Here is a 16451-nt window from a genome sequence, read left to right on the forward strand (position 1 = left end):
GGCATGTCCGTGCGCGCAGTCCGTACGAGACGCACATCCACTTCCATGCCTGAACCGCATGCACCCGTGCCCGGGCACACCCACGCCCGCGCACTCGACAGTGACGGAAATCCTGTGATCACCACCTCGGGCCTGACCAAGGTCTACCGCTCCCGCGGCCGCGAGGTCACCGCCCTCGACGGCGTCGATCTCCACGTCCGCGAAGGCGAGGTCTACGGCGTCATCGGCCAGTCCGGCGCCGGCAAGTCCTCCCTCATCCGCTGCGTCAACCTGCTGGAGCGCCCCACCTCCGGCACCGTGACCGTCGCCGGACAGGACCTCACCGCCCTCGCCGGCCGCGGCCCGCGCGCCGGCCGCGAACTGCGCCGGGCGCGCAGCCGTATCGGCATGGTCTTCCAGCACTTCAACCTGCTCTCCTCGCGCACCGTGCAGGACAACGTCGAGCTGCCGCTGGAGATCCTCGGAAAGTCCGGGAAGGAACGTTCCCGCAAGGCGCTGGAGCTGCTCGACCTGGTCGGCCTCGCCGACAAGGCGAAGGCCTACCCGGCCCAGCTCTCCGGCGGCCAGAAGCAGCGCGTCGGCATCGCCCGCGCCCTGGCCGGCGACCCCAAGGTGCTGCTCTCCGACGAGGCCACCAGCGCCCTCGACCCCGAGACCACCCGCTCCATCCTCCAGCTGCTGCGCGACCTGAACCGGCAGCTGGGCCTGACCGTCCTGCTCATCACCCACGAGATGGACGTCGTGAAGGCGGTCTGCGACTCCGCCGCCCTCATGGAGAAGGGCAGGATCGTGGAGGCCGGCACGGTCAGCGAGCTGCTGGCCACCCCCGGCTCGGAGCTGGCCGCCGCGCTCTTCCCGGTGAGCGGTGAGCGCACGGACGCCGACCGCACCGTCATCGACGTCACCTTCCATGGCGAGGCCGCGACCCAGCCGGTCATCTCCCAGCTCGCGCGGACCTACAACATCGACATCTCGATCCTCGGGGCCGCCATCGACACCGTCGGCGGCCTGCAGATCGGCCGGATGCGCATCGAGCTGCCCGGCCGCTATGAGGACAACGTGGTGCCGATCGGCTTCCTGCGCGAGCAGGGCCTGCAGATCGACGTGGTGGGCCAGGAGGCTCCGCTGGTGAAGGAAGGTGCCAAGTGACCTGGTCGGAGATGCAGCCGCTGCTGTCGCAGGCGTGTACCGAGACGTTCCAGATGGTGCTCTGGTCGACCCTGATCGCCGTCGCCGCCGGCCTCCCGCTCGGCATCCTCCTCGTCCTCACCGACCGGGGCGGCCTGCTGCAGAACGTCCTCGCCAACAAGGTGATCGGCCAGATCGTGAACATCGGCCGGTCCATGCCGTTCATCATCCTGATGGTCGCCCTGATGAGCTTCACGCGCTGGGTCACCGGGACGACGATCGGCACGACCGCCGCGATCGTGCCGCTCGCCATCGGCGGCATCCCGTTCTTCGCCCGGCTGGTCGAGACGGCTGTCCGCGAAGTGGACAACGGTCTCGTCGAGGCCGTGCAGTCCATGGGCGGCAACACCTGGACGATCGTCCGCAAGGTTCTGATCCCCGAGTCCCTGCCCTCGCTGATCGCCTCCACCACCACTACGGTCATCGCGCTCATCGGCTACTCCGCCATGGCCGGCACGGTCGGCGGCGGCGGCCTCGGCGACCTCGCCGTCCGCTACGGCTACCAGCGCTTCGAGACCGAGCTGATGTGGATCACCGTGGCGATCCTCGCCGTCGTGATCTCCCTGATCCAGTTCGCCGGCGACTTCGCGGCCCGCTCCCTGCACAGCCGCGGCGGCCGCTCCGGCCCGGCCCCGAAGCTCCGCCTGCTGAAGGCGAAGGAGCCGGCGGCGGCCGACGTCAGCAAGGTCGCCTGAGCGTCCCTCAAGACTCCCCGTCCACCCATACACGGGGTCGCACCACCCTTAAGGAAAGGCACTTTTCGTGCGTAACACCGCCAAGCTCACCACCGCCGTCCTCGCCGCCGGAACCCTCACCTTCGGGCTGACCGCCTGCGGCTCCGGCAGCTCCTCCAGCTCGCACGACTACAGCGGCCCGCTGGTCGTCGCCGCGAGCCCGACCCCGCACGCCGAGATCCTGAACTTCGTCAAGGACAAGCTGGCGAAGAAGGCGGGCCTCGACCTGCAGGTCAAGGAGTTCACCGACTACATCACGCCGAACACGGCGACCGAGGACGGCTCGGTGGACGCCAACTACTTCCAGAACCAGCCGTACCTGGACGACTTCAACACCAAGCGCGGCACCCACATCGTGCCGGTCGTCACGGTGCACCTGGAGCCGCTCGGCCTGTACTCCCACAAGGTCAAGAAGGCCGACGCCCTGAAGAGCGGTGCGACCATCGCCGTCCCGAACGACGCCGTCAACGAGGCCCGCGCCCTGAAGCTGCTCGCCGCGGGCGGGCTCATCACCCTCAAGCCCGGCGCCGGCAACGAGGCCACCCCGCAGGACATCGCCAAGAACCCCAAGAACCTGAAGTTCAAGGAGGTCGAGGCGGCCCAGACCCCCCGCTCCCTGGACGACGTGGACGCCGCCGTCGTGAACGGCAACTACGCCATCTCGGCCGGTCTGAAGCCCGCCAAGCAGGCCCTCGTCCTGGAGTCCGCCACGAACAACCCGTACGCCAACTTCGTCGCCGTGAAGAAGGGCAACGAGAAGGACCCGCGGGTGAAGAAGCTCGCCAAGCTCCTCGTCTCGCCCGAGGTCAAGAAGTTCATCGAGGACAAGTACCAGGGCTCGGTCATCCCGTCCTTCTGACGCCGGTCGCAACGCACGGGGTCCGCGCCCTCACCGGGTGCGGACCCCGTCGTGCGGTTCGGTGGTTTCATGCTGCATGCTGGGCAGTTCAGCAGGCCCTGAAGGTTTTTCCGAAGTTACGGAGTGGCGCATGACTGGCACCTTTCCCAACGTCTCCATCAGCACGGAGCGGTTGGTCCTGCGCCCCTTCGAGGAGTCCGACATCGAGGCCTTCGCCGAGATGATGAACGACGAACTGGTCACCACCTGGACCTCCGTCCCGCAGCCCTACACCGAGGCCGACGCCCGCGCCTGGATCACCGAACTCGCCCCGGCCGAACGCGCCGAGGGCCGCGGCATCGTCTTCGCCGTCGACGAGTTCCTCACCCAACGCCTCGTGGGCATCGTCCATCTGCAGAACACCGACTGGCGGGTGCGCTCGACGGAGATCGCCTACGTCATCGCCCCCTGGGCCCGCGGCGAGGGCTATGCCTCCGAGGCAGCCCTGGCCACCGCGCAGTGGCTGTTCCACGACCAGAAGTTCGAACGTCTGGAGCTGCGCACCGCCGCCGACAACACCGCCTCCCAGCAGGTCGCCCAGAAGATCGGCTGCATCAGCGAGGGTGTCCTGCGCGGCGCCTGGATAGCCCGCAGCAGGACCGGGGACGGGACGTGGACGGACGTCCGCACCGACGTCATCGTCTGGAGCCTGCTGCCGGAGGACCTGGCCGACACGAGCGGTTTCACCTCCTACTCCGACTGGAACTGACCCCCCCGAGCCTCACCAGGTACGCTCAGGGAGCCGGCTACGGGCCCGCACCCCTGACGACCTGCGAAGACCTGGAGAGAGACGACGATGGCCGATCGGGTCACGGTGATCGGCTGGGACGGCTCGCCGCTGACCGACGCGGCACGCGCCGCCCTCGGCGCCGCCACGCTCGTGGCCGGCGCGGCCCACCACCTGGCGCTGCCCGAGGTGCCGCCCACCGCCGAACGCGTCCGCCTGGGCAGCGTCGCGCTCGCCGCCCGCCGGATCGCCGCCCACCGCGGCACCGCCGTCGTGTTCGCCGACGGCGACCCCGGCTTCTTCGGTGTCGTACGCACCCTTCGTGCCCCGGAGTTCGGCCTGGAGGTCGAGGTCGTCCCCGCCGTCTCCGCCGTGGCCGCCGCCTTCGCCCGCGCCGGCATGCCCTGGGACGACGCCCAGGTGGTCGTCGCCCACCCGCGCACCCTGCGCCGGGCCGTGAACGTCTGCCGCGCCCACACCAAGGTCGCCGTCCTCACCGCACCCGGGGCCGGACCCGCCGAACTCGGACTCCTGCTGGAGGGCGTCCACAGGACCTTCGTCATCTGCGAGGAACTGGGCACCGAACGCGAACAGGTCACCGTGGTCACCTCCGACAAGGCCGCCGACCACACCTGGCGCGACCCCAACGTGGTCATCGTCATCGGCGGACCCGTCGGGGCCGGTGACGGCGGCGGCTGGATCGCCGGGCGCGACCCGGGCGCCGGCCCGCGCGGCTGGGTGCAGCCCGACGCGTCGTACGGCGACGGACTCGGAGGCGGACCGGGCGGCGGACCCGGTGGCGGTCTCGGCGAGGGCGAGACCGAGCTGCTGCGCGCCGCCCAACTGGCCCGTCTCGGGCCCCGGCTCGGCGACCTGGTCTGGGACATCGGCTGCGGCTCGGGCGCCTTCGCCGCCGAGGCCGCGCGCGCCGGAGCCGCCGTCATCGCCGTCGACCGGGACCCGGCGGCCTGCGCCCGGACCGACGCGGCCGCGCGCCGGTACGGCGTCCAGCTCCAAGTGGTCCGGGGCACCGCCCCGCACGTCCTGGAGAACCTGCCCGAACCGGACGTCGTGAGGGTCGGCGGCGGGGGAGCGGCCGTGGTCTCCGCGGTCGCCGACCGGCGCCCGCAGCGCATCGTCACGCACGCCGCGACCCGCGACGCGGCCGAACTCGTCGGGCGCGACCTGACCGAGCACGGGTACCGGGTCGAGTGCGCCCTGGTGCAGTCCGTGCAACTCGACACCCGCGCCTGGACCGAGACCGAGCGGAGTGTCGCGTTCCTGCTCAGCGGGGTGCTGCTGGATCGCAACCCGTGATCCTGTTGTCGTACTGCGCGCGGTAGGCTGGCCGATCGTTGTGCCACACCGGGCGGCCCGGAACTTCGTTCGTCAATGTCCGGAAAGCACGCCCGTTTTGGGGTGGGTGTGGTACTGCGGAACCGGAGGACGCGCAACGTGGCGCAGTCCACAGCGGGCTGTCGCGGATCATGCTGTCGCGACGGCGCGACGGCCGGGACAATGCCACTGAATGGCTTTGTCGCCTTTTCCGGCGGGTCGTTCGTGCCGCTGGGCACGGACGCTCGTTCTTCACTACGGGCGGTCGGTGCGCCGTTCCGGGTGAGCTGGTCGTAGGAGCACTAAACCGATGGGCGAGGGGTACGCATGACCGACACCGGCCAGGTCCCGGCCGAGGGGCAGCCGGAGAGCGCAGGCATGGTGGAGCAGCCGGGCGTCGCCGCGCACGGTGCGTACACCTACCTCTCCGAGGCACCCGCCGAGGACGAAGACCTGCTGCTGCCGGGTGCCCAGGGCGCGTGGGGCAACGAAGTGCCGCCACCCGCTCCGGAACCGGTCGTCGAGGCCGTCCACGAGCCGGGCCCGCACGAGACGGCCGGCCGCGACAGCGGCTCCGTCGACCTCAGCGGCGTCCGCCTGCCGAACCCGGCCCCGGCGTCCGCGCCGTCGTCGCCGATCCTCTCGGCGCCGCAGGACCAGCCGGCCGCCCCGCAGGCGCCGCGCCGTCCGCTGCACCTCGGCCCGCCGATTCCCGACGCCTCCGCCAGCCCGGTCCGCTCCCTCGCCGACCGCGGCCCGGCCGGAGCGCCGGTACGGCAGCCCGGTCCGGCCACGCCCGGCCCCGAGTACCTCGACGCCCAGCCGCTGCGCGACATGGCGCCGCAGAGCGCGGCCCCCTGGGGTGCGGCGCCCGCCGCGGTCGCCGAGGCCGGCGTGCCGGCACCTGCGGCGGTGGCCCAGGTCGGCACAGAGACACAGGCTGCCGAAACGGTTGACCCGGCCGCCGCCTCCGGGCCCGCCGCCGACCCGTCCGGCGCCGCCCAGGCCGCCGTCGCCCGCCTCGCCAACCAGGCGGCCGCACCGGCACCGGGCACGGCACAGGTGGTCCACGGCCACGACGGAGTGCAGCCGGTCCATGGCCACGACGGTGTGTACGAGGCCCCTGCGGGGGCGGTTCCCGAAGGCGTTCAGCCGCTTGCCCCGGGTCACGGGGCCGAGGCCGCTTTCGAGCCCGCCGCGCCCGCAGGCCCGGAGGGGCCGCAGGCGCCTCTTCCCGGTCAGGGTGCCGAGGGCGTCCAGCAGGTCCTGGGCGACGGGGGCGAGGTCGGTCAGGGAGTGGCCGGTACGCATCACGAGGACGTCGTGGCCGCCATGGGCGGTGGCCTCGGCGCCGAGGACAGTGCCGGTGCCGGTGCGCCGGTGGCAGAGGCGGAGGCCGGGCAGGCTGCCGAGGGTGCCCGGGTCGCGCCCGAGGCCGGGCAGGCCGCCGCCGTGGAGCCGGACGCGGCAGCCGATCCGGCTGCGGCCCAGCCGGTCGCCGATGGCGCCCCCGCGCCGGAGACGGCGCCGCTGAACCCCGAGCCCGTGCCCGGTCAGCTGCCGCACGAAGCGCGGGCAGCCACGGGCGCCGAGCCGTCCGCGCCGGCTCAGCCCCCGGCTCCCGCTCATCCCGGTGAGGCGTCGGAGCAGGGCGAGGGCACGCCGGTCGCCGACGGCGGGCCGGTCGCCACGCCTGCCGCGGGGACGGTCGCCGCGCAGGGCGCCGCCGAGACCGCGGACGCCGCTGCCGCACAACAGGCGCCGGACACCGCCCAGTTCGCCGGAGAGGCCGCCCCCGCGCAGGGTGAGGCCACCGTCCCCGCGCAGGGTGAGGCCGCCGCCCCGGCACAGCCCGAACCGAACAGCCCCGTTGCGGTGGAGCCGCAGCCCGCCGCCCCTGACGCGATCGCCGCAGCCGAGGAGGCGTCCGCCGTCCAGCAGGTGCCCACGGCAGCCGAGGACGCGTCCGCCGGGCAGCAAGTGCCCGCCGCAGAAGCCGTACCGGCGACCGAAACGGCGGCCGTGCCCGAGCACGGGACCGCGGACCACGTGCCGGAGGCCGCGCAGGCGGAGCTCCCGGCCCCCTCGCCGACGCAGGACGCCGCCCCGGCGGCGCCCACCGCCGACGGCACCGGCACGCCGGAGCCGCAGCCCTACCCGGCGCAGGGCCCCCAGCTGGCCGAACCCGTCGCCCTCGCGGCCGAGGCCGTGTCCGGCGAGGCACACCCCGTATCCGAAGCCGTGCCCGGCCCGGCGCAGCCCGCCGCCGTACCGCAGCCCGCCGCCGTACCGCAGCCGCAGCCGCAGCCGCAGGCACAGCCCGAGCCGACCGCGCAGGACGCGGCCCAGCAGGACGCTGACGCCCGGACGGCCCCGGCGAACGGCCTGGACGCGCCCGCCGGACCGCAGACGCAGCCCGACGAGCCCGTCGCCGCGCCGGTCGCCGACGGCACCCCGGCGCCGGCCCCCGCCGAGCAGGCCGAGCCGCTGCCGTCCAACGTTCCGCTGCAGGCGCACCCGGAGCAGCCGATCGGGCAGTTCGTGCAGGTCGAGGGCCAGGTGCCGACCACCCCGCACCTGGCGCCGACCCCGCCGCAGCCCTTGGTCCTCGCCACTCATGAGGCGCCGGAGCCCGTGGGCATGGTGCCGGCACCCCGCGAGGCCGAGCCCGAGACCGCGGCGGCCCCCGATGTCGTACAGCACGCGGAGGACCTGCAGACCAGGGCCGCCGACCAGGAGGAAGAGAGCACGGCCGCAGTGGCGGAAGCACCGCAGTCCACCGGCCCCGCCGCGCCCGGCTACAACGACGCCGAGCGGGAGGCCGTCCTCAAGGTCATGCGTGAGCGCCGCGACATCCGCAACGGCTTCCGGGGCGACCCGATCCCGCACGAGGTGCTGCTCCGCGTCCTGGAGGCCGCCCATACGGCGCCCTCCGTGGGCCACTCGCAGCCCTGGGACTTCGTCGTCATCCGCTCCGCCGAGACCCGGCGGACGATGCACGAACTGGCGATGCGTCAGCGTGAGGCCTACGCCAAGTCGCTGCCGAAGGGCCGGGCCAAGCAGTTCAAGGAACTGAAGATCGAGGCCATCCTCGACACCCCGGTCAACATCGTCGTCACCGCCGACCCCACCCGCGGTGGCCGGCACACCCTCGGCCGGCACACCCAGCCGCAGATGGCGCCGTACTCCGCCGCCCTCGCCGTCGAGAACCTGTGGCTCGCCGCCCGCGCCGAAGGCCTCGGCGTCGGCTGGGTCAGCTTCTTCGACGAGCGCGAGATGGTCCGCGCGCTCGGCCTGCCCGAGCACCTGGAGGTCATCGCCTACCTGTGCGTCGGGTACGTCGACGAGTTCCCGGACGAGCCCGAGCTGATGCAGGCCGGCTGGTCCAAGCGACGCCCCCTGTCCTGGGTGGTGCACGAGGAGACGTACGGCCGCCGCGCCCTGCCCGGAGAGGAACCCCACGACCTGCTTGCCGAGACCGTCGCACAGATCCGCCCGCTCGACGCCAAGGCGCTCGGCGAGGCCTGGGAGCGCCAGAAGCGCATGACCAAGCCGGCCGGCGCGCTCGGCATGCTGGAGATCATCTCCGCGCAGCTGTCCGGGCTGTCCCGGCAGTGCCCGCCGCCGATCCCGGAGCCCGCGGCCGTCGCCATCTTCGCGGGGGACCACGGCGTGCACGCCCAGGGCGTCACCCCCTGGCCGCAGGAGGTCACCGCTCAGATGGTGGCCAACTTCCTCGGCGGGGGAGCGGTCTGCAACGCCTTCGCGGGCCAGGTCGGCGCCGAGGTGTGCGTCGTGGACGTCGGCGTCGCCGCCGACCTCCCGGCCACCCCCGGCCTGCTGCCCCGCAAGATCCGCGGTGGTACGTCCGACATGACCACCGGCCCCGCGATGACCCGCGAGGAGGCCAAGGCGGCCATCGAGGTCGGCATCGAGACCGCCCGCGACCTGGTGGCGGCCGGGAACAAGGCGCTGCTCACCGGGGAGATGGGCATCGCCAACACCACGGCTTCGGCTGCCCTCATCTCGGTCTTCACGGGTGCCGACCCGGCGGAGGTGACCGGTCGCGGCACCGGCATCAACGACGAGACCCTGGCCCGCAAGACCGAGGTCGTCCGCCGCGCCCTGGAACTCCATCAGCCGGACCCGGCCGACCCGATCGGCGTCCTCGCCGCGATCGGCGGCTTCGAGCACGCGGCCATGGTCGGCCTGCTGCTCGGCGGCGCCTCACTGCGTACGCCGGTGATCCTGGACGGCGTCAGCGCCGGTGCCGCGGCCCTGGTGGCCCGCGCCATCGCCCCCGAGGTCCTCGCGGCCTGCATCGCCGGCCACCGCAGCGCCGAACCCGGCCACGTGGCCGCCCTCAACAAGCTGGGCCTGCGTCCCCTGGTCGACCTCGACCTCCGCCTGGGCGAGGGCACGGGCGCCCTGCTGGCCCTGCCGCTGGTGCAGAGCACGGCCCGGGCGATGCACGAGGTGGCCACGTTCGACTCGGCCGGGGTCACCGAGAAGTAGAGGTCACGGGGGCACACCGGGGCGGTCCGGCGTTCCAGCAGCCGGACCACCCCGTGCCCGTACCCCTGCCCACAGCTAAAATCCGCACGTCAGGGCCGCTCCGGAGCCGCAGCGCGCCCACCGCACCGCCCTGCACGAGGAGCCGTCCCTCATGGCCGAACACCCCGCCTACCCCGTAGGCCTCCGCCTCTCCGGCCGCCGCGTGGTCGTCCTCGGCGCCGGCACGGTGGCGCAGCGCCGTCTCCCGGCACTCATCGCGGCCGGTGCGGACATCGTCGTCGTGTCCCCCGAGGCGACCCCCTCCGTCGAGGCCATGGCGGAAGCGGGCGAGATCACCTGGGCCAGGCGGCCGTACCGGGACGGCGACCTCGCCGAGGCCTGGTACGCCCTCATCGCCACCAGTGATCCCGAGACCAACACCGCCGCCTCCGCCGAAGCGGAGCGGCACCGCGTGTGGTGCGTGCGCTCCGACGACGCCGACCGGGCGACCGCCTGGACCCCGGCGACCGGGCACAGCGAGGGCGTCACCGTCGCCGTGCTCACCACGGATGCCCGCGGCCGCGACCCCCGCCACACCGCCGCCATCCGGGACGCGGTGGTGGAGGGCCTGCGCGACGGCACCCTGGTGGCACCCCACCACCGCACCCGCACCCCCGGTGTCGCCCTGGTCGGCGGCGGCCCCGGCGACCCCGACCTGATCACGGTGCGCGGCCGCCGGCTGCTCGCCGAGGCCGATGTCGTCATCGCCGACCGGCTCGGCCCGCGCGACCTGCTCGCCGAACTCCCGGCGCATGTCGAGGTGATCGACGCGGCGAAGATCCCGTACGGCCGTTTCATGGCCCAGGAGGCCATCAACAACGCCCTCATCGAGCACGCCAAGCAGGGCAAGTCGGTGGTACGGCTCAAGGGCGGCGACCCGTTCGTGTTCGGCCGGGGCATGGAGGAGGTCCAGGCACTCGCCGAGGCCGGTATCCCGTGCACGGTCGTCCCGGGCATCTCCAGCTCGATCTCGGTTCCGGGGGCGGCCGGCATCCCGGTCACCCACCGGGGCGTGGCGCACGAGTTCACGGTCGTCAGCGGCCATGTCGCCCCGGACGACGAGCGCTCGCTGGTCGACTGGGCCTCGCTGGCGAAGCTCACCGGCACGCTGGTGATCCTGATGGGCGTCGACAAGATCGGGAAGATCGCCGAGACGCTCGTCGCCCACGGCAGGTCCGCCGACACCCCGGTCGCGCTGGTGCAGGAGGGTACGACGGCCGCGCAGCGCCGCGTCGACGCGACCCTCGCCACGGTCGCCGAGACGGTGCGGACCGAGGAAGTGAAGCCCCCGGCGGTCATCGTCATCGGCGAGGTCGTGACGGTCGGCCCCCGGCCCGCCGCCTGACCGTCCACCGCTTGATCACGCGTAACCCGGGGTAACCTACTCGTTCCCAGCCGTTGGCAGCACACCCAGGACAAGGCAGTATCACCCTGTGGCCGATCTCATCACCGTCGAGGATCCCGACGACCCGCGCCTGCGCGACTACACAGGCCTGACCGACGTCGAACTGCGCCGCAAGCGCGAACCCGCCGAGGGTCTGTTCATCGCGGAGGGCGAGAAGGTCATCCGCAGGGCCAAGGAAGCCGGTTACGAGATGCGCTCCATGCTGCTCTCGGCCAAGTGGATCGACGTCATGCGCGACGTCATCGACGAACTCCCCGCCCCGGTCTACGCCGTGAGCCCCGAGCTCGCCGAGCAGGTCACCGGCTACCACGTGCACCGCGGCGCGCTCGCCTCCATGCAGCGCAAGCCGTTGCCCACGGCCGGCGAACTGCTGCGCTCCGCCCGCCGGGTCGTGGTCATGGAGTCGGTCAACGACCACACCAACATCGGCGCGATCTTCCGCTCGGCCGCCGCCCTCGGCATGGACGCGGTCCTGCTGTCGCCGGACTGCGCCGACCCGCTGTACCGCCGGAGCGTCAAGGTCTCCATGGGCGCGGTGTTCTCCGTGCCGTACGCCCGCCTGGAGACCTGGCCGAAGGGCCTGGACTCGGTCCGCGAGGCCGGCTTCACCCTGCTCGCGCTCACCCCCGACGACAAGGCACGCGCCCTGGACGAGGCCGCCCCGCACCGGATGGACCGGGTCGCCCTGATGCTCGGTGCCGAGGGGGACGGACTGTCCACCCAGGCCCTGGTCGCCGCCGACGAATGGGTGCGCATCCCGATGTCCCACGGCGTCGACTCGCTCAACGTGGGCGCGGCCGCGGCGGTCGCCTTCTACGCGGTGACCGCCGGCCGCCCGGAAGCCTGACCCCTCCGGCCGGCTTCCGGACCGCGGGTCACGTGTCCAGGCCCTGACCCGGCGTCGGCCCGTACCGGTCGGTCACCGGCCGGCCGGTGACCGCCGACGGATGGCTCGGCTGTGCGAGCCGCTGGTGCCGGCCGCCGTCGTCGCCGAGGCCGCGGGCCGGGCCCTGGCAGCCCTGGGCCACCGCGATGCCGAGCGCCACGAGCAACGTCACCACGACGAACACGAACAGCCGCTGACGCAGCAGCCGGGGATTGGCCGGCCGCAGCCCGGTGCCGGTCGTACGCTGCACCGGCCGCCCCGAACCGTTGCGCCGGGCCGGACGGGTCCCGTTGCCCGAGCGCCGGTCACCGCCGCGCGGCGGCGGGGTGGGACGTCCTGAACCCGGCCGCGCCGAGGCCCCCGTGCCGTTGCCGCGCGGGCCGCCGCCGGTCCGCGCGGACGCTCCGCCGCGCGCCGGCGCACCGCCCCGGGCGGGCGCACCGCCGCGCGGCACCGGGGTGCCGGGGGCGGTGCGCCTCTGGGTGCGCTGCTGCTCGGGGTAGGTGTCCACGAGCCGCCCGGTGGGCCGGTCCGCCTCCGCGGCCCGCGGCGCCGGCGGCCGTACGTCGGTCAGGCCCTGCGCCTCGCGGGCGGCGATCTCCTTCAGCCGCAGCGACAGCTGCAGCGTGCTGGGCCGGTCCTCGGGGTCCTTCGCCAGGCAGGCCCGCACCAGCGGGGCGAGCGCGTCCGGTACGCCGTGCAGCTGCGGCTCCTCGTGCACCACCCGGTACAGCATCACCTCGGAACTGCCGTGCCCGAAGGGCGAGTCGCCGGTGGAGGCGTAGGCGAGGGTCGCGCCCAGGGAGAACACGTCCGTCGCCGGGGTGACGGCCGCGCCGCGCACCTGCTCGGGTGCGAGGAACCCGGGGGAGCCGACCGCCGTACCGACATGGGTGAGTGTGGAGGCGCCGGTGGCCCAGGCGATGCCGAAGTCGATGATCCGCGGCCCCTTGGGGGACAGCAGGATGTTGGACGGCTTGAGGTCCCGGTGGACCACGCCGGCCTCGTGCACCGCGACCAGGCCCTCGGAAAGGGCCGCGCCGACCGCCGCCGTGTCGGCCGCGCTCAGGGGGCCCTCGTCGGCGACCTTGTCGTGCAGGGAGGGGCCGGGCACGTACTGCGTGGCGAACCAGGGCCGCTCGGCCTCCAGGTCCGCGGCGACCAGCCGGGCCGTGCAGCCGCCCCTGATCCGCCGGGCCGCCGAGACCTCCCGGGCGAACCGCGACCGGAACTCCTGGTCCTCCGCGAGATCCGGCCGGATCACCTTCAGCGCGACCCGTTGCCCCTTCTTGTCGGAGCCGAGGTAGACCACGCCCATCCCACCCGCGCCGAGCCGTCGGTGAAGCCTGAACGAGCCGACGACGCGCGGGTCCTCGCGCCTCAGGCGCATCATCGCCATGTTCATCCCCGCTGCCCGGTCCCTGTGACGTGGCACAGCTTACGTTTCCACGGCCGCCTGCGCGCAGAGGCCGCGCCCTCCGGTCCGGACGGATTGTGCCGACCGCCGGTACGAGGTGAAACGCGGTCAGGAAGCGGGCCGGCACGGGGTCCTTGGAGCGTGGGAACCCTCAACCGATCATCGCTGTCCGGGTGTTGAGGTCGCGAGAGGCCAGGACCTGCGGGTCGGGGCAGCCGTCCGGCGCCCACCGCGGACCGACCGCGGACCCGGACGCGGGACGGGCCGCGCACCGGACGCGGCACATCTCCCACACCCGTCCGGAGTGATCGAAGTCACTCCTCGTGCTCGCCGGACCCTTCGGAAATGACCGGACACAGCGGGCGGCCCCTTCCGGGAAGACCCCGAGACCCCGACCCGCGTCTCCACCCAGGGGAGTACGTCCCGAGTTGTGGCTCATCCTCGGGGAGGCCCGGCAATCGGTACGAGGGCATGACGCCCGGCAGGCGCCCCGCACCTAGATTTGAGGTCAGGCGGCGGGTGCAGCACTCGTCCCCCGAGGTCAGACACCCGCCGCTGCCGACGACAACCGACACGGTCAGGAGAGGGACCATGGCCCACACGGCACCGCGACGCCCGGCGTTCGCACCGCGCCGCACGGGCCGTCGCCACCCCCTGGTGGCGACGCTCATGGCCCTTCCCCTGGCGGCCCTGCTCCTGCTCGTCTTCGACGGCTGGGAGACGGTGGCCACACAGGCGTCGTCCGTGGGTGCGATGCTGGGGCGCTGAGCGGCGACCCCAGGCCCGGAAGAGCGGTCCGGGCGGGGACATCCATCCAGGAAACCCCGTGGGGACGGGGGTGCGGCGGACGGCACAAATGCCGGCGCAGCTGGGGAGCTGCGCCGGCATGCGCCGTTTTCGGGCGCGGCGCGCGTGGGACGGAGGCGGGGGCACGCCGTGGAGGTGCGGCGCATTGCCGCGTGCGGGTGCGTCGTGGCTGCTCGCGCCCACGCGGCGGAGCCTCACATCGATCCAGCCCCGCCCCTTCGGGGCACCTCCCGCCGTCGACGTCCACCCGGCCGCGGCGGGTGTACGGCCTGCGCGGCCTGCGGGCGGTCGTGCTGCTTGGCGCGGTGCCCACCCAGCACCGCGCCAGCCGTACGAACTGCGCAGCGTGCGGGCAGCCGTGCCGCTGGGGTGGCGCGGGTGGGCGCAGGCGGCACCCCGCCGGCGCGAGCGAGCCTCCCCACCCCCGGTCGGCACCAGTACCCTCACCAGCGCACCCCACCGTCCCGAGGCACCGTTGACCACTGACACCCCCGCCCTCATACCCGCGCTCACCGCGAAGGTCAGGGCCGCCGCACACCCCGGCACCGGCGGAGCCCCCTGCGTCTGCGGCACCGTCCCTCTCGCCGACCGCCCCGACGCCACCGTCGTACGGCACGCCGGAACCGTCGCCAAGGCTCACGCCCCCGGTACCGACCCCGCCGAGCTGACCCGGCGCCTCGCCGTGGCCGCCGGCCTCCCCGACGTACTCCTCCCCCCGCTCGCCCCTGTCCCCGCACCCGTGCTGAACCGCCTGGCGACGTTCTGGCCGTACGGCACCCCCGTGGACCCCGACGACCGGGACGCGGCGCCCTGGGAGGCCACCGCCGTCCTCCTCGCCCGGTTGCACCGCACGCCGCCACCCGCCGGCCTGCCCCCGATGCGCGGCCCCGTCAACGCCGCCCGCGCCGTCGCCCGGCTGCACTCGGTCCTGCGTTCCACGCCGCATCCGGCGGCCGGCCCGGTCCTCGCCGCCTGGGCCGCGCTGCCCGCCTGGGCCCGGGCCGAGGCCCCCATGCCCGGCACCCCTGCCCTCTGCCACGGCGACCTGCACCTCGGCCAGCTCGTCCGCCACCCGGCACCGGACGGCCCCTGGCGCCTGATCGACGTCGACGACCTGGGAGCCGGCGTCCCGGCCTGGGACCTCGCCCGGCCCGCCGCCTGGTATGCCTGCGGCCTCCTCCCGCCCGACGAGTGGACGCGCTTCCTCGGCGCGTACCAGCGGGCCGGCGGCCCGGCCGTACCCGCGGCCGGCGACCCCTGGCCCGCCCTGGACGTCCCGGCCCGCGCGCTGACCGTGCAGACGGCCGCCCGCGCCGTCGCCAAGGCGCTCGCGGCCGGCCGTCCGCTGGACGAGGTGGAACAGGCGACTGTCGACGCATGTGCCCGAATGACCCCGATTCCGCACCAGTTGGCGCCCGGCGTGACGGACTAGGCTGCAACCGGCCAGGGCTGGACGGAGTCTGTCCTGGGGAGACGCGAAGCAGGACCGACCGGCGAGGAGTTGAGCCGACCATGCATTGTCCGAAGTGTCACGCGCCGATGCACACCTACAACCGCAGCGGCGTCCAGATCGAGCAGTGCAGCGGCTGCCGCGGCATCTTCCTCGACTACGGCGAGCTGGAGGCGCTGACGCAGCTGGAGGCCCAGTGGTCCAAGCCCGTCCCGCCCGCCCCGCAGGCCTACCCGGCGCCGCCGGCACCCGCCTGGGGCGCCCCGCACGGCGGTCACCACGCCGGCCACGGGCACCACGGCCCCCACGGCCACCACAAGAGCTGGGCGCACATGCTGTTCTCCAGCTGAGCACACGAACAAGCCCCCGGTCGCGAGACCGGGGGCTTGCCGCTGTGTGGACGATACTGGGATTGAACCAGTGACCTCTTCCGTGTCAGGGAAGCGCTCTCCCGCTGAGCTAATCGTCCGCGGGCCGTGACCCGGGGGTCACGGACAGTGCGCGATACTGGGATTGAACCAGTGACCTCTTCCGTGTCAGGGAAGCGCTCTCCCGCTGAGCTAATCGCGCGGGTGGGGATCTTCGAGAAGACCCGTGGATCCTGCGAGAAGATCCAGTGGACGATACTGGGATTGAACCAGTGACCTCTTCCGTGTCAGGGAAGCGCTCTCCCGCTGAGCTAATCGTCCTTGGAGGTGGAGACGGGATTTGAACCCGTGTAGACGGCTTTGCAGGCCGTTGCCTCGCCTCTCGGCCACTCCACCAGGAGTGTAGGGGATCGGGACGACCCCTTCTTCCTTCGAGCGGACGACGAGGCTCGAACTCGCGACCTCAACCTTGGCAAGGTTGCGCTCTACCAACTGAGCTACGTCCGCTTGTCGTTTCGGTCCGCTTCCGCGTCCCGGCGACGTGTTGAACTCTAGCGGATTCCCGGGCCAGTACAAAAACGCGTTTGCGCAGCGTGCTGCGCTGCCCCCGGCGGACCCCGTGGTCAGAGCCCCCTCCGGGACATCCCGGGGCCACCTGTCGGACACCCGACCTAGACTCGAC

The 16451-nt window shown here is 73.4% G+C and carries 12 protein-coding genes and 5 tRNA genes; 11 read left to right on the top strand and 6 right to left on the bottom strand.

Translation table 11 applies throughout. The annotated features are described in order from the left end of the window. The first annotated feature begins 114 nt into the window (after positions 1 to 114). From FB563_RS27320 to FB563_RS27355, 8 genes are all read left to right on the top strand, one after another. Positions 115 to 1149 (top strand): methionine ABC transporter ATP-binding protein, encoded by a 1035-nt coding sequence (locus FB563_RS27320; RefSeq protein WP_055706288.1) that lies wholly within the window; start codon positions 115 to 117, stop codon positions 1147 to 1149. Next, entirely contained in the window at positions 1146 to 1883 is a 738-nt protein-coding gene (locus FB563_RS27325) for a methionine ABC transporter permease (RefSeq protein ID WP_055706289.1), read from the top strand. The genes FB563_RS27320 and FB563_RS27325 overlap by 4 nt, the downstream gene beginning before the upstream one ends. A 67-nt stretch (positions 1884 to 1950) precedes the next feature. Continuing rightward, positions 1951 to 2781 carry a MetQ/NlpA family ABC transporter substrate-binding protein gene (locus FB563_RS27330; protein ID WP_055706290.1) on the top strand — a complete coding sequence of 277 codons (831 nt, stop codon included), beginning with the start codon at positions 1951 to 1953 and terminating at the stop codon, positions 2779 to 2781. 130 nt (positions 2782 to 2911) lie between these two features. Beyond that, positions 2912 to 3529, top strand: a complete 618-nt coding sequence (locus FB563_RS27335; RefSeq protein ID WP_055706291.1) for a GNAT family N-acetyltransferase — start codon at positions 2912 to 2914, stop codon at positions 3527 to 3529. An 87-nt stretch (positions 3530 to 3616) separates the two neighbouring features. Further along, complete coding sequence (gene cbiE, locus FB563_RS27340) at positions 3617 to 4864, top strand: precorrin-6y C5,15-methyltransferase (decarboxylating) subunit CbiE (RefSeq protein WP_055706292.1); 1248 nt, start codon at positions 3617 to 3619, stop codon at positions 4862 to 4864. A gap of 345 nt (positions 4865 to 5209) precedes the next feature. After that, positions 5210 to 9397, top strand: coding sequence for a nicotinate-nucleotide--dimethylbenzimidazole phosphoribosyltransferase (cobT, locus tag FB563_RS27345; protein ID WP_055706293.1), 4188 nt, complete (start codon positions 5210 to 5212; stop codon positions 9395 to 9397). A gap of 151 nt (positions 9398 to 9548) precedes the next feature. After that, positions 9549 to 10781: a uroporphyrinogen-III C-methyltransferase gene (cobA, locus tag FB563_RS27350; RefSeq protein ID WP_055706294.1), complete on the top strand. Its 1233-nt coding sequence runs from the start codon at positions 9549 to 9551 to the stop codon at positions 10779 to 10781. Between the two features lie 88 nt (positions 10782 to 10869). Beyond that, positions 10870 to 11688: a TrmH family RNA methyltransferase gene (locus FB563_RS27355; protein WP_055706295.1), complete on the top strand. Its 819-nt coding sequence runs from the start codon at positions 10870 to 10872 to the stop codon at positions 11686 to 11688. Positions 11689 to 11716: 28 nt separating this feature from the next. Here the strand turns inward: FB563_RS27355 and FB563_RS27360 are convergent, their stop codons facing one another. Beyond that, positions 11717 to 13132, bottom strand: coding sequence for a serine/threonine-protein kinase (locus tag FB563_RS27360; RefSeq protein WP_079048778.1), 1416 nt, complete (start codon positions 13130 to 13132; stop codon positions 11717 to 11719). A 603-nt stretch (positions 13133 to 13735) separates the two neighbouring features. Between FB563_RS27360 and FB563_RS43085 the strand changes: the two genes are divergently transcribed. The 3 genes from FB563_RS43085 to FB563_RS27375 all read left to right on the top strand — a co-directional run bounded on the left by FB563_RS43085 (position 13736) and on the right by FB563_RS27375 (position 15751). Beyond that, positions 13736 to 13912: a hypothetical protein gene (locus FB563_RS43085; RefSeq protein ID WP_030343942.1), complete on the top strand. Its 177-nt coding sequence runs from the start codon at positions 13736 to 13738 to the stop codon at positions 13910 to 13912. 514 nt (positions 13913 to 14426) lie between these two features. After that, a complete protein-coding gene (locus FB563_RS27370; RefSeq protein WP_142218950.1) occupies positions 14427 to 15383 on the top strand; it encodes a phosphotransferase family protein in 957 nt (318 codons plus the stop codon). Positions 15384 to 15463: 80 nt separating this feature from the next. After that, positions 15464 to 15751, top strand: coding sequence for a TFIIB-type zinc ribbon-containing protein (locus FB563_RS27375; protein ID WP_079048958.1), 288 nt, complete (start codon positions 15464 to 15466; stop codon positions 15749 to 15751). A gap of 47 nt (positions 15752 to 15798) precedes the next feature. Here FB563_RS27375 and FB563_RS27380 read toward each other — a convergent pair. The 5 genes from FB563_RS27380 to FB563_RS27400 form a co-directional block, all read right to left on the bottom strand. Beyond that, a tRNA-Val gene (locus FB563_RS27380) sits at positions 15799 to 15870 on the bottom strand. Between the two features lie 29 nt (positions 15871 to 15899). Further along, positions 15900 to 15971 (bottom strand) — tRNA-Val (locus FB563_RS27385). Positions 15972 to 16018: 47 nt separating this feature from the next. Further along, a tRNA-Val gene (locus tag FB563_RS27390) sits at positions 16019 to 16090 on the bottom strand. Between the two features lies 1 nt (position 16091). Continuing rightward, a tRNA-Cys gene (locus FB563_RS27395) sits at positions 16092 to 16165 on the bottom strand. Between the two features lie 38 nt (positions 16166 to 16203). Beyond that, a tRNA-Gly gene (locus FB563_RS27400) sits at positions 16204 to 16276 on the bottom strand. Between the last annotated feature and the right edge of the window lie 175 nt (positions 16277 to 16451).

The organism is Streptomyces puniciscabiei (assembly GCF_006715785.1).
Taxonomy (GTDB): Bacteria; Actinomycetota; Actinomycetes; order Streptomycetales; family Streptomycetaceae; genus Streptomyces; species Streptomyces puniciscabiei.